This is a genomic window from Hyphobacterium sp. (assembly GCF_965228115.1).
In the GTDB taxonomy this organism is placed as follows: Bacteria; Pseudomonadota; Alphaproteobacteria; order Caulobacterales; family Maricaulaceae; genus Hyphobacterium.
Genome location: NZ_OZ245794.1, coordinates 2,401,958 through 2,414,941, shown reverse-complemented (window position 1 = coordinate 2,414,941; position 12,984 = coordinate 2,401,958). Strand labels below are relative to the sequence as shown.

At 60.1% G+C, this 12,984-nt stretch carries 16 protein-coding genes; 10 read left to right on the top strand and 6 right to left on the bottom strand.

What is annotated here, in order from left to right; translation table 11 throughout:
• The first annotated feature begins 88 nt into the window (after positions 1-88).
• Genes ftsE through ACO079_RS12370 form a run of 5 tightly spaced genes read left to right on the top strand, consistent with a single transcriptional unit; the run spans position 89 to position 4,023 of the window.
• Entirely contained in the window at positions 89-733 is a 645-nt protein-coding gene (ftsE, locus tag ACO079_RS12390; RefSeq protein WP_421792961.1) for a cell division ATP-binding protein FtsE, read from the top strand.
• Positions 730-1,653: a cell division protein FtsX gene (locus tag ACO079_RS12385; protein ID WP_421790497.1), complete on the top strand. Its 924-nt coding sequence runs from the start codon at positions 730-732 to the stop codon at positions 1,651-1,653. The genes ftsE and ACO079_RS12385 overlap by 4 nt, the downstream gene beginning before the upstream one ends.
• A gap of 4 nt (positions 1,654-1,657) precedes the next feature.
• Complete coding sequence (locus ACO079_RS12380; RefSeq protein ID WP_421790495.1) at positions 1,658-2,269, top strand: YdcF family protein; 612 nt, start codon at positions 1,658-1,660, stop codon at positions 2,267-2,269.
• A complete protein-coding gene (locus ACO079_RS12375; protein ID WP_421790493.1) occupies positions 2,266-3,000 on the top strand; it encodes a lysophospholipid acyltransferase family protein in 735 nt (244 codons plus the stop codon). Before ACO079_RS12380 ends, ACO079_RS12375 begins: the two co-directional genes overlap by 4 nt.
• Before the next feature lie 21 nt (positions 3,001-3,021).
• Positions 3,022-4,023: a DUF2125 domain-containing protein gene (locus ACO079_RS12370; protein ID WP_421790491.1), complete on the top strand. Its 1,002-nt coding sequence runs from the start codon at positions 3,022-3,024 to the stop codon at positions 4,021-4,023.
• Here the strand turns inward: ACO079_RS12370 and hisC are convergent.
• Both hisC and ACO079_RS12360 read right to left on the bottom strand, forming a co-directional pair.
• Positions 4,020-5,108 (bottom strand): histidinol-phosphate transaminase, encoded by a 1,089-nt coding sequence (hisC, locus tag ACO079_RS12365; protein ID WP_421790489.1) that lies wholly within the window; start codon positions 5,106-5,108, stop codon positions 4,020-4,022. The genes ACO079_RS12370 and hisC overlap by 4 nt on opposite strands.
• A 1-nt stretch (position 5,109) precedes the next feature.
• Entirely contained in the window at positions 5,110-5,868 is a 759-nt protein-coding gene (locus ACO079_RS12360) for a class I SAM-dependent methyltransferase (RefSeq protein ID WP_421790487.1), read from the bottom strand.
• A gap of 81 nt (positions 5,869-5,949) precedes the next feature.
• Between ACO079_RS12360 and gloB the strand changes: the two genes are divergently transcribed.
• Together gloB and ACO079_RS12350 are read left to right on the top strand one after the other, a co-directional pair.
• Complete coding sequence (gene gloB, locus ACO079_RS12355) at positions 5,950-6,720, top strand: hydroxyacylglutathione hydrolase (RefSeq protein ID WP_421790486.1); 771 nt, start codon at positions 5,950-5,952, stop codon at positions 6,718-6,720.
• Positions 6,717-7,142 carry a cupin domain-containing protein gene (locus ACO079_RS12350; protein WP_421790485.1) on the top strand — a complete coding sequence of 142 codons (426 nt, stop codon included), beginning with the start codon at positions 6,717-6,719 and terminating at the stop codon, positions 7,140-7,142. The genes gloB and ACO079_RS12350 overlap by 4 nt, the downstream gene beginning before the upstream one ends.
• Here the strand turns inward: ACO079_RS12350 and ACO079_RS12345 are convergent.
• Both ACO079_RS12345 and phbB read right to left on the bottom strand, forming a co-directional pair.
• Positions 7,128-7,868, bottom strand: coding sequence for a DUF4908 domain-containing protein (locus tag ACO079_RS12345; protein WP_421790483.1), 741 nt, complete (start codon positions 7,866-7,868; stop codon positions 7,128-7,130). The genes ACO079_RS12350 and ACO079_RS12345 overlap by 15 nt on opposite strands.
• Before the next feature lie 46 nt (positions 7,869-7,914).
• Positions 7,915-8,643: an acetoacetyl-CoA reductase gene (gene phbB / locus ACO079_RS12340; RefSeq protein WP_421790481.1), complete on the bottom strand. Its 729-nt coding sequence runs from the start codon at positions 8,641-8,643 to the stop codon at positions 7,915-7,917.
• A 165-nt stretch (positions 8,644-8,808) separates the two neighbouring features.
• On the opposite strand from phbB, the gene phaR reads away from it, so the two are divergent.
• Positions 8,809-9,402, top strand: a complete 594-nt coding sequence (gene phaR, locus ACO079_RS12335) for a polyhydroxyalkanoate synthesis repressor PhaR (RefSeq protein WP_421790480.1) — start codon at positions 8,809-8,811, stop codon at positions 9,400-9,402.
• 126 nt (positions 9,403-9,528) lie between these two features.
• The gene (locus tag ACO079_RS12330; protein WP_421790478.1) at positions 9,529-9,840 is read left to right on the top strand and encodes a hypothetical protein; all 312 of its coding nucleotides are present in this window, start codon (positions 9,529-9,531) and stop codon (positions 9,838-9,840) included.
• Between the two features lie 125 nt (positions 9,841-9,965).
• Here the strand turns inward: ACO079_RS12330 and ACO079_RS12325 are convergent, their stop codons facing one another.
• Positions 9,966-10,469, bottom strand: a complete 504-nt coding sequence (locus ACO079_RS12325) for a hypothetical protein (protein ID WP_421790476.1) — start codon at positions 10,467-10,469, stop codon at positions 9,966-9,968.
• Positions 10,470-10,482: 13 nt separating this feature from the next.
• Positions 10,483-11,217: a glycosyltransferase family 2 protein gene (locus ACO079_RS12320; RefSeq protein ID WP_421790474.1), complete on the bottom strand. Its 735-nt coding sequence runs from the start codon at positions 11,215-11,217 to the stop codon at positions 10,483-10,485.
• A gap of 111 nt (positions 11,218-11,328) precedes the next feature.
• On the opposite strand from ACO079_RS12320, the gene ACO079_RS12315 reads away from it, so the two are divergent.
• Positions 11,329-12,981, top strand: coding sequence for an ArnT family glycosyltransferase (locus ACO079_RS12315; RefSeq protein ID WP_421790472.1), 1,653 nt, complete (start codon positions 11,329-11,331; stop codon positions 12,979-12,981).
• Positions 12,982-12,984 lie beyond the last annotated feature (3 nt).

Below are 12,984 nucleotides of genomic sequence, written 5' to 3'. Positions count from 1 at the left end.
GCGGGTTGGAATTCCGTTGACCGAAATTGCCGTGAACCCCTTTCCACAAAGTGAATCCGAAGCGATTGTCCGCTTCGAGACGGTCGGCATGCGGTATGGCCGGGGTCCGGAAATTCTCAAGGATGTCAGTTTTCAGCTCTCCCGGGGGAGTTTTACTTTCCTGACAGGGCCGTCCGGGGCAGGCAAAACCTCGCTTTTGCGGCTCATCTACATGGCGCACAAAGCCTCGCGCGGCGTCATCGAGCATTTTGGCCATGATACCGCCGCCTTGCGCCGCAAAGAATTGCCGGATTTGCGCCGCCGGATCGGCGTGGTGTTTCAGGAATTCCGGATGCTCGATCATCTCAGCGTGTTTGAAAATGTTGCCCTGCCTTTGCGCGTGGCGGGTCAGAAGCGCGCGGACTATGCCGAAGATGTCGCCGAACTGATCAACTGGGTGGGTCTCGCCCACCATATGGAATCGCGGCCCGCCACCCTGTCTGGCGGGGAACAACAGCGCGTGGCGATTGCCCGGGCTGTTGTGAACCAACCCGAATTGCTGATCGCAGATGAACCGACCGGCAATGTGGATCCGGACATGGCGCGGCGTTTATTGCGCCTGTTTGCCGAACTGAACCGGCTGGGCACGACCGTGCTGATCGCCACCCACGATATCGCGCTGGTACGGGCACTGGATGCGCCGGTCATGTCGCTGGCCGATGGCCGCCTTACCTATCGGGACCGCGCCGCATGACCGAGATCGAAGCAACAAAGCCGGCCTTACCCAAACCGCCACCGGGCGGGAATGCGAAGCTGTTGCCGCCGGATGAAGGCCGCGACCGGCCCTTGTTCGCTGTGGCCGCCATTCTGGTGTTTCTGGCGTGTCTGGCTGCGTTGGGCGCGCGGGGAGCCTGGACTTCGAGTGAGCGCTGGATGGCAGATCTGGATCAAAGTCTGACGGTTCAGATCCGCCCGGTAGAAAATCGCGATGCCAACGCCGATGCACAAACGGCCGCTACACTTATTGCCGGCCTGCCGGGCATAGAAGCGGCGACGGCGCGGGACCGGGCAGCTTCGGAAGCTTTGCTGGAGCCCTGGTTCGGGCCCGGTGGCTTGCCGCGAGACCTTCCCGTCCCCTTGCTGATTGATGTCGAGGTGTCCGATCCGGACCGCATTGATCTGGACGGTCTTGCAGCAGAGCTTCGTGCAGCAGGCATTCAGGCCGAAATTGACGATCATGGACGCTGGAGCGATGCCATCGCCAGAGCCAGTCAGCTGGCCAGATTGCTGGCACTTGGACTTTTGGCGCTGATCGTCGGTGCGGCTGCCGCGGTCATCGCCTTTGCCGCCCGGGCTTCGCTCGCTGCGCGGCGGGATGTCGCCGATGCCTTGCACGTGGTCGGCGCGACCGACCGCTATATCGCTGGCCTGTTTGAACGGCGATTTTTCAGTCTCGGCCTGAAGGCGGGCGCCACTGGCGCCGTGTTTGCGGCAGCGATCGCAATTCTGGTTGCGGTAGGCGGCAGAAATGAAGATGCATTGACTTTCCTGCCTGCCATATTGTTTGCCCCTTACGAGATCGCCGCGCTGCTGGCTGCGCCCGTAATTGCCGGTGTGATTGCTGCGCTCTCGGCCAGGCTGGCGGTCGAAGAAGAATTGCGGAATAGATGGTAGCGCTATGAGCCGTTCACGCCGAAATTCCTCGACGAGCGCCATGACGCTACGTGGGCTTGCCTTTTTGATCGTGGCGGCCCTGCTGGCGGGCTTTGCGGCCTATTCCGGTCATGTCTCGGCGATGGACCCGCCGGAAGAAACCTCAGCCGATGGCATTATCGTTCTGACCGGCGGCGAAGGCCGTCTCTCGATGGCTGTCAGCCTGCTGGAAGAGGGTGTCGCAGACCGCCTGTTGATTTCCGGTGTAAACCCGGATGTCAGTGAAGCCGCTATCCGGTCATCGGCCAACATTGATCCGGCCCTGTTTGAGTGTTGTGTTGAACTGGGCCGAGAGGCGGCCGATACGATCGGAAATGCACGCGAGGCTGTGACCTGGGCCGAGGCCAACGCATTTGACCGGCTGATCATTGTGACATCTGATTTTCATATGCCGCGTGCCATTCTGGAATTAAAAGCCCTGATGCCGGACAAGGAACTGGTCGCCTGGCCGGTGCGTTCTCCACGGCCCTGGGAAAGCGCGACCGCCGCGCGCCGGTGGGCCACAGAATATCTGAAATACTCGGCCGTTTTCCTGCGGGAGATGGCCCGCGGCAGCTTCAATGGAGACGAAGGATGACGCCTGCCGGACCGCTCACCGTCATCCGGTCCGTGATTTTTGTGATCTGGATGTATGGCTCGATGGTCATTCTCGGCCTGACCCTGATCTGGATGCTGCTGTTCCCACGAAGCTTCGCCCGTGCCGCCTTCCGCTTCTGGCTGAAGCTTGTTTTTGGCGGCCTGTGGATCATCTGTGGCCAGCGCTATGAAGTGCGCGGTCGGGAGAATTTGCCCGAAGGGGGCGCGCTTATCGCTTCGCGCCATGAAAGCATGCTGGAAACCCAGGCCTTCTGGCAAATTCTGGACGATCCAGCGATCATCCTGAAAAAGGAGCTGTCCTACCTGCCCTTCTTTGGCTGGTTTGCCGTGAAACTGGAAAATATTGTGGTGGACCGGGGCGCAGCGGCAAAAGCCTTGCGAAAAATGCTGCGGGATGCGCGCGATCGCGCCGAGGAAGGCCGCCAGATCCTGATTTTCCCGGAAGGGACCCGGATGAAACCCGGCGAATTTACCGAGCTGAAGCCAGGTGTTGCCGGATTGTATGCGGCCATGAAGGTACCTTGTGTGCCTGTGGCCTTGAATAGCGGGTCCTACTGGGCCGGGCGGGGCATTATCCGCAAGCCGGGCACGGCTGTGATCGAGTTTCTCGAACCCATTGCACCGGGAATGTCACGTGATGACTTCATGACGGCACTGCAATCGCGTATTGAAACCGGAACGCGGGCTTTGCACCACCAGCCCGACTGCTGATCTCTACGAAAGACACCTTCCATGCCCAAGCGTTTTGCGTTTCCCGTTTTTGCGATCCTCATCGTGCTGCTGGCCTATACCGGCTATTGGTTCTATGCGCGCGGTCAGATTGCGCAGTCTGTTGCTGAGTGGGAAGCTGTGCAGGTTGCGGCCGGGTACGAAATCAGCCATTCGCCGGTCGAAATCGGCGGCTTTCCCTATCGTTTTTCGGTGGCCACCGATGCGGTTGTGATCCAGGCCCCCGCGCGCGAAGGCGGATGGACGATCGAGCTGGAATCCTTTCGCGCCAACGCGCTGCCCTATGATTTTTCGCACTGGATCATTTCCCTCGGAAACACGGCGCGCCTCGAACAGGGCGGACAGGCGCTGGATTTCATGTTCGGGGATGCCCGTTTCAGCGTGTCCGGTAATGGCGGCGTCACCCAGCGCATTGGAGCCGAAGTCAGCGCAATGACGATTCAGGCCGACGGGCCGGCTTCCAGTGTCGTTACCGGCGTGTCGGATTTACGCCTGAGCGCCGCCACCAGCGAAACCGGTGAAATGGCAGTGCGCGTACAGCTTGATGAAGTGGGTCTGGCAGAAGAGGGGATCGATCCCGTCCTGTTTGCCGCCTTTGGAGACGAAATCACGCGTTTGCAGGCGGATTTCGTGATTTCGCAATGGAATGAACTGGCTCGGTCAGCAGATCTGGCAGCCTGGTCGCAAGCCGACGGGCAGTACACGCTTCGCGAGTTCCATATCGACTGGGGCCGGCTCGACATGGATGCCGAAGGCCAGATGACGCTGGACGAGGCCTTGCGCCCGCAGGGCCGGATCAGCCTGAATCTTCTGGATCCGGAAGCAGTTGTAGATGCCTTGATTGAAACCGGGTCTATCTCGCAGGAAAATGCCGGAGCCATGCGGCTGGTGGCCCAATCCGCCCCGCGGGGCGAGAACGGCACTGCCGTGCCGCTCGCTTTCCGCAATGGCGGGGTCTATTTCGGGCCGGTCCGGCTCGGCGCTGTAGGCCCGGTGATCGACTAGGCGGCCAGAAACTCGCGGAGCGCGTCGGCAATCTGCCGATTCTGGTCCTCAAGACCGATGGTGATCCGCAACGCATCCGGCAAGCCATAGGCGGCAACAGGGCGCACGATCAGCCCACGCTTGGTCAGGAAGGCATCGGCGTCAACAGCGGTCTTTCCGGGCGTTTGTGAGAAGTGAACCAGCACAAAATTCCCCACGCTCGGCGTGACCTCCAGACCCATCCCCGCAAGTTGCTGACGCAAATAGGCGAGGCCTTGACGGTTCTCATCCGCCGAGCGCTGCTGGAACCCGACATCATTAATCGCCGCGATTCCCGCCTCAATAGCTGGCAGATTGACGTTGAAGGGTCCACGAACGCGGTTGAGCACGTCGATAATGGCGGCATCAGCATAGGCCCAGCCCAGCCGGACGGCGGCCAGACCATGAATTTTCGAGAAAGTGCGGGTCACGACCAGATTGTCGTATTCATCCGCCAGATCAAACGCCGTCTGATAATCCGGTTCGTCGACATATTCGGCATAGGCTTCATCCACGACCAGCATGGTGGTTGCGTGCAGGCCTTCGCGCAGCCGCCGGATTTCATCGTGCGAGATATAGGTGCCGGTGGGGTTGTTCGGATTGGCCAGGAAGACAATCCGGGCATCGTCGCCGGCCGCTTCGAGAATGGCATCCACATTGGCGGTGTAATCGGTTTCCGGGGCGCTGATGAATTCCGCCCCTGATTGCATAGCCACAAGCCGGTAAACGAGGAAGCCGTACTGGGATTGCACGACCTTGTCGCCTGGCGCGAGATAGGCCCGGCCCAGAAGCTGCAGCAATTCGTCCGATCCGGTGCCGCAGACGATCCGGCTGGCGTCCAGATCATTGGCCTTGGCAATGGCTTCGCGCAACTTTGTGGCACCGCCATCGGGATAAAGATTCAGCTTGGCCGACGCTGACTTGAAAGCCTCAGCCGCTTTGGGCGAGCAGCCGAGCGGGTTTTCATTCGAGGACAGCTTGACCGGGTTGGCAATGCCGGGGGCATCGGCTGCGCCGGGCTTGTAGGGTTTGATGTCCAGAATTCCGGGGCGCGGCTGCAAGCTCATCTCATTTATCCTCAATCGGTTCCCGGCGAGGAGATAGCGCGGGGGCCGGTCGTCCTTCAAGGGCAGGAAGCCGCACACGTACAGGCCTGGCCCGCCGGGGGGTCAGAGCGCCTGTCTGCTTGATGGCTTCGGCCATGATCAATCCGCCAAGCCGGGACCAGAATTTCTCGCCGGCCCGCTCCCACCCCAAAGCTCGGTCATCCTTGCACGCCCATTTCCAGGGCGGGGCGTAGAGCGCGCGCGACCAGGCTGTTGGGGTGAACGCTGCATCGACAAGCAGGCGTGAGAGCTGGCCCTTGGAAAAGGGACGTCCATGACCAAAAGGCGTGGCCTCTACCCGCGCCCAGAGACCGGTCCGGTTTGGCGCTATAAGCGCGATCCGGCCTTGCGGCGCCGTAACCCTCCAGAGTTCGCGCAGGAGATGGGCCGGAGAGGCGCTCTCCTCCAGCGCGTGAATCAGAATGATCCGGTCGAACATGGAATCCGGGAAAGGCAGATGGGCTTCCTCGCCAAGAACGGTCAGGGAGGGATGGTCGCCGGGCCAGCGGATCGCGCCCTGCTCGGCCGGCATGAACGCCACTTTTCGCCGGGCGCCTTCCCCGAGATTTGACAGAAGCGGCGGACCATATCCCATCGCCAGAAGGTCATAGTCTTTCAGATTCGGCCAAAGCGCCGCTATCCGCCGCAGGATCATGGCCTGTGCGGCCATGCCCTGATCGGTGGTATAAAAGCGGTCGATTTCGACGGCGTCCGAACGCATTGCGGCTTTCCTTGAACTGGCGGTGTGTGCCAGTCTTCCTGTCTTAGGCTAACAATGCCTTGGCGAAAAAGAGTGAAATGAATGTCAAAGCTGGAAATACGGCAATTTTCCTGCCTGTCTGACAATTACGGCTTTCTGGTCCGCGATCCGGCCAGCGGTGAAACCGCCGCTATCGACACGCCCGATGCCGACGCCTATCTGGCCGCGGCGAATGAAGCCGGTTGGACGATTACGCAGATCTGGAACACGCATCACCATTTCGATCATGCTGGCGGCAATGCAGCGCTGAAAGCCGCGACCGGGGCCGTAATTTATGCCCCGAAATATGATCAGCACCGGATCGAGCCCGCTGATCATTGGATCGGCGATGGCGATCAAGTGCGTCTGGGCGACCATATCGCCGACGTGATCTACACACCCGGCCATACGATGGGGCATATCGTCTATCATTTTGCAGGCCAGAAAATTGCCTTTGTCGGCGACACGCTGTTTGCCCTCGGCTGCGGGCGGTTATTTGAAGGCACGCCGCAGAACATGTGGGACAGCCTCTCTAAGCTGAGAGCCTGGCCAGACGAGACGGTGCTTTATTGCGCCCATGAATACACGCAGGCCAATGCCGCCTTTGCCCTGAGTGTCGATCCGGACAATCCCGAATTGCGGTCCTATGCAATAGACATTGATCAGAGACGCGCGAAGGGGCTGGCGACCGTGCCCACAACGCTGGAACGCGAAAAAGCTGCAAATCCCTTTTTGCGACCGGATACGTCAGAGCTGGCGAAGTCGGTGGGATTGTCTGATGCCGGCCCGGTTGAGGTGTTTGCCGAAGTGCGGGCGCGGAAGGACCGGTTTTGACGGCCGACGAAATTATCGCCGAACTTGGCCTTGAACGGCATCCAGAAGGCGGCTGGTTCAAGGAGGTTTTCCGAGATGAGGCGACTTCAGGCCGCGCTCATTCCACCGCGATCTATTTCTTGCTGACCAAGGGCGAGATTTCGCACTGGCACCGGGTTGATGCCGCGGAAGTCTGGCATTGGTACGCGGGCGCGCCGCTTTCGCTGAAAATCGCCGCCGACAAAGACGATATAGACACACTCACACTGTCTTCCGATCTGTCAGCGGGACACAGGCCACAAGCCGTTGTTCCGGCACATGCCTGGCAAAGTGCAACAAGTCTTGGCGATTGGACGCTGGTGGGTTGTACGGTCGCGCCCGGCTTTGATTTCAGCGGATTTGAGCTGGCTCCGCCCGGCTGGAAACCGTCAGGCGGGGATTGAGCCCGCGGCCAGGGCCCGCGCCATGCGAATGGAAGACGGACGCCCTGCATAACCGGTCAGCGGATTGATGCGGACCAGAAACTGATCTGCGGCAAATTCCATCGAGGGTGCGTCCGCTGTCGCAACTTTCACGCGGTTCAGTGCTTGCAGATTGGCCCCCTCGTCCAAAGCCAACTCCATGGCTTCGACCAGGCGGTCAAATGTTTCCACCATCATGCCCAAACCGTCGCGCGGGGCCGCGCCATATTCGACCTGTATCGGGCGGCCAAACAGATCTGCCAGTTCAAGCGCGGCTTCTGTGACCCGATTGCGCAGAGCGTCAACACCGGCATCGGGGATCTCGATCGGGCGCGCGGGCTCCCATTCCTCGGCGATCACCCCATTTGGCTGATCTTCCGGGTAATACGTCACCGCTCCGATAGACGACACCCGGATGATCTCCTGCCCCCAATCTGTCTGGAAGCTCGTATCACCGCCGGGAGCTCTCTGCGGCGCAAGCGCGAGGACTTCTCCACCGTTCAACGGCTGTAGAAGCCAGACATCGCCGGAGCGGTCGAGAACGAAACCGGCGCGGCCATCCTGGCGATGGAATTCCGCGACCGGCTCGACTTCTTCACGCCGGTTCCGGCGGTTGCGCAAAGGGCTGTCAGCGCCTGCCGCAAGGACAGGCACCCCCATCACCACAGCGGGAAGCGTTGCGGCAAGGAAAAGTCTGCGCGTAATCATCAGCCCCTCACTGCCCTCCTAGATGGGCAAAATTAGGGCGCTCAGATTAACCGGAGACGTATTGTCCGCCATTTGCTGCCAGTGTGGCACCCGTGACGAAACCGGCCTCATCGCCGCAGAGATAAACGACCGCCGCGCCAATCTCGTCTGCCTTACCGAGGCGATTAACCGGAATGCCGCCGATAATGCTCTGCAGCACATTTTCCGGCACGGCCGCAACCATGTCCGTATCGATATAACCCGGCGCGACGCAGTTGACGGTAATGCCCTTGCGCGCGGTTTCCTGCGCCAGTGCTTTGGTGAAACCGATCACGCCGGCCTTGGCCGCCGAATAGTTGACCTGACCCATCTGACCTTTCTGGCCATTGATCGAGGAGATATTCACAACGCGGCCAAACCCGCCTTCGCGCATGCCATCAATGACCGGGCGGGTCATGTTGAACAGTGAGGTCAGATCCACGCGGATCACATCATTCCACTGCTCAGGCGTCATTTTGTGGAACATGCCATCCCGCGTAATCCCGGCATTATTCACCAGCACTTCCAGCGGACCGCCCTGGGCGTCTGCGACTTGCGCCAGACCCGTGACACAGGCGTCATAGTCGCCGACATCCCATTTGAAGGCCGGAATGCCGGTTTCGTCGCTGAAAGCCTTTGCGGCTTCGTCATTGCCCCCGTAATTGGCAGCTACATCGTATCCAGCGTCTTTCAGCTTCACCGCGATGGCGGCGCCGATGCCGCGTGTTCCACCCGTGACCAGTGCTCTGCGTCCCATGATCTCACCCAGTGTTGTGCCGACCTTGCCTTTTGGCTGCAGTTGCGAAACGCGCTTGCAGCATGCAGCAAGGAAAGCGATGATTGTTGCGAAAACAGCCTCGCGCCTTTTCGCGTAACGGGCGTATAGCAGCGCAAACGCGCTTGGAAAAGGAATTCGCAGACCATGGCCGATAAACAGGATTCTGGCGACGCCGTTGTCATCAAGAAATATGCGAACCGGCGCCTCTATGACACGACCTCCAGCCAGTATGTCACGTTGGATTATGTGCGCGAGCTGGTGAAGGAAGGCCGCGATTTCACCGTGGTTGACGCAAAATCCGGAGAAGACCTGACCCATAGCGTTTTGAGCCAGATCATTTTCGAGGAGGAAGCGCGCGGCGCAAACCTTTTACCGCTACCCTTCCTGCGCCAGCTGATCCAGTATTATGACGATAGCCTGCGCTCGGTCGTACCCAGCTATCTGGAGGCGACCATGACCGCCTTTACCCAGCAGCAGGAAGAGATGCGTGAGCAGATGGCAAATTCCATGACCTCACCGCAGGCGATGATGGAGGCTTTCCAGGAGCAAACCCGCCGCAATATGGAAATGTTCGGCCAGGCGATGCAGATGTTCAGCCCCTATACGGCAGGCAGCCCGCAAGACGAGCCGGAAACCCCCGCCGAAGCGGCCGTTTCCAACGACAGCGAAGAGCTGAAAGCCATGCGCGCCGAATTGGATGCCATGCAGGCCAAGATCGACCGGTTGTCGAAAAAGTAGCTGTCTCAATTCGTAACGAAAATCTTAACGAGCCGGGCGTTTCGCCCGCCAAATGACCTGTTTCCGGCCTAAATCAGGGTTAATTTCCGCTTAAGACCTGGCATCAGCCTTGCGGAAGTAATCCCCATGACAACGATCCGTGGCCTCCTGACCTACGTCCCGACCCGCAACGTGTCCCGCGTTGCGCCGGTCAGCGATGTGACGGATTTTAACGACCGCCCGCCACGGCGCGACCTCCCATCCCGCTCTGCCTTCCCGTCAGAGACACGTCACACATCCGGGATGCTGGTTGCCGCGGCGGTCGCGGTTGATCTTGCCAGCGCACCTCGCCGCCGGGGCCTGCGCGCCGATATGAGCGAGCGCCAGCGCTTTCACCGCGCCTATGCGCAACCCGCACACGCAAATGACGCAACGCCCGTCATGGAGCGTTGCGCATGATCCGTCTTGATTTCCTGAAACACCGCCTGGCCATTACGCTGGATGCTATAATCGCCGGCGGCCTGCTTTTCCTGTTGGCCTGATCCGGACACCACGCCGGACCAGGCCCACAAGACTTTCAGCGATTATTCACCGACCGCGAGGTCGCGGCGCGCTGCCACCACGGTGATGATAAAGCCGGCCAGCGTATCAATCAGCGTCATCATCATCAGGATGAAGAAAACCGACGTCGCAAATGCGCCAACCAACAAGAACAGCGCCAGGCAGACAACAAAGACCAGCATGGACAAGCCATGGTTCATAATGGTCGCCGTGCCGGAGCCGGCCGCCTTCACAGTTTCAATGAACAGGAAGATCAGGCTGAAGACCAACAGCAGATCGCCCAGGCTGAGCGCCCATTCCTGGCCCGAGACCATAGTCACCGTGAACAGAACCGATGTGATCGCTTCGGGTCCTCCGATGAGCGCCACAGCCGAATAGATGATGACCGGAATGATCATCAGCGGAAAAATATTGAACATGTTACCACCCCCTCTGGATTGGCCTTCGTCACCAGCCGCACGGCGTTCGCGCGCGCGGCGGCTGGCCATCATTCCGAGGAAAAACCCCTGATCGCCGCCATTGGCCATGACTCTACTCCCTTTACACTTCGTCCGAACCGCCGGGATTTCGCGCCCGCGAGTTCAGCCACATTATCCCTAGCATGTCTGACAATGAGGCGAAAAGCCGACCAAAGTTCGTATATTTCGATTTTCCCGCGCCGCGTGGCCGGTGTCCCACATCCTGAAACTCCGCCGAAAAGCCCTCTCGCTTGAACAGCGCATAGAGAAATCGGTGCTGATGATCGAAATAGGGCAGGCGCAGATACGCGTCGTGATAAAAGGCTTTCAACCCGCATCCGGTGTCATCAGCGTCATCGCGCAAGAGAGCCTTGCGCACGCCATTGCCCAGACGCGATGCGAATTTTTTCCAGGCCGAGTCCTGCCGTTTCGCCCGGCGCCCGCCCACAACCGCCAGGGTTTCCGGTGCATCCTCGCGGATCAAGGTGTCGATCAGGATTGGCAGATCAGCCGGCGGGTTTTGCCCGTCACCATCCATTGTGCCGATAATCCGGCCCCGGGCCGCCATTATGCCGGTCCGCAAGGATCGCGATTGTCCCGCATTTTGGCGATGTGAGAGCACCCGCAGCGTTGGAAACTCGGCCTTTGCCGCGATGAGCTCGGCTTTCGTGTCGTCCGTCGAACAGTCATCGACGAAGATCATCTCGTAATTGCGGCCCTCCAGCGCGGTGGCGATTTCGCGCGCCAGATTGGTCACATTGCCCGCTTCATTATGGGCGGGAACCACCACCGAGATGTCGGGAACCGAATTATTCATTTCCGCTGTCTGTCCTGCCCTGTCTAACTTGCGGACCTGTCCTTGGCGTTTCATACCTGAAAACACAGAGGGTGCGAGGCGTTTCTCCACCCCCAAGCTCAGATCGTGATGATGGCGGACTGGATCGGCGGACACAAAGCCTGGTGGATTATCGGCGCGCTGGCAGCAATTGCCGCGCTGTCGGGCATCTTCACCGTGCAACCGCTGGACCGCGATGAGTCCCGCTACGCGCAAGCAACCACGCAAATGCTGGAAACCGGTGATTTCGTGGAAATCCGCTATCAGGATGATGACCGCAACAAAAAGCCGGTCGGCATTTACTGGCTACAAGCCTTGAGCGTCGCCATCGTTTCAGACGCCGAGTCTCGCCAGATCTGGGCCTATCGGCTGCCTTCCGTACTCGGTGCGATCCTGGCCGCGATGGGGTGTTTCTGGGCTGGGGTGCGATTAATGCCCCGCGAAGCCGCCTTTGCAGGCGCAAGCCTGTTTGCCGTCTCCGTTCTGTTGGGATCAGAAGGCAGTATCGCCAAAACCGATGCCATGCTTGCGGGCGTGACGACGCTGGCGATGGCAGCGCTGGTCGCGTTGCGGACCGGCGGCGGGCGCCGCGAGGCCTTGATCTTCTGGGCAATGCTCGGCCTGGGCATCCTGATCAAAGGCCCGGTCACACCCATGGTGGCGGGCCTCACCGGACTGGCGCTTTTGATCTGGGAACGCAAATGGAGCTGGATCAAACCGCTATTTTTCTGGCCTGGCCCTGTGTCGGGGGCGCTGATCGTGCTGCCTTGGTTGATCGCTGTGCAGATTGCCACAGACGGCGAATTCCTGCGCGAAGCGATCGGGGTTGATCTCGCCCCCCGCCTGGCGTCCGGGATAGAGTCGCATGGCGGATTGCCGGGCTATCATCTACTGGCGCTTTCTCTTTTAAGCCTTCCAGTGATCTTTTTTCTGGTGCCGGGCTTATGGAAAACGGTCAAGGACGCGCAAGCCGAGGACGATCAGACTGCCTCGGCCGCGCGCTTCCTCATTGCCTGGATCCTCCCAAGCTGGCTGGTCTTCGAATTGATGCCCACCAAGCTGCCGCATTACCCGCTGCCGGTATATCCCGCCCTTGCGCTGATCGCCGGATCGGGTTGGTCCATATGGCGGACCAGCCCCGCCTGGACGCGCCTGATGTCGGTTTTTCTCGGCCTGTTCGGCGCGCTGGCTTTCTGCGTGCTTTTGATCGCCGGGCCGCTGGAATACGGAGCCTCGGACCTGCCCGGATATGTGGGCGCGGGGATATTCGTGGTTCTCGTTTTTGGTGTCGCGGTGACGCTTGTTCGCAATCGTCCCGCACCGGCTCTCATGCTGGCGCTGATCGCGGCTTTGGGCGGGCATTTTTTACTCAAGGGGGTCAGCATTCCCACCGCGCGCGATCTCGACCTCTCTCGTCAGGCCGCCAACGCGGTTGACCAGTTGAGCGAGGCGAACGACCTCGATGCCCTGCCCGTCATTTCCAGCTATACCGAGCCAAGTTTCGTGTTTCTCACCGCAACGGGCACACGGCTCGTGGCCTTCGAAGAGATGGGTGAAGCCATTTCTGCCATGTCCGGCCCGTTCGCCTCTGTCGAGGATACGGCCCGTTCGGGTAGCGATCTGGATGTGCTAGAGCAGATCGAAACCGGCGTTTGTGCGCGAGCAGAAGTGCCGGGATTTAATTATTCCCGCGGCCTGGAGACCGTCCTGATCGTTCGGCTGCACAATTGCGAAGAGGCGCGTTGAGCC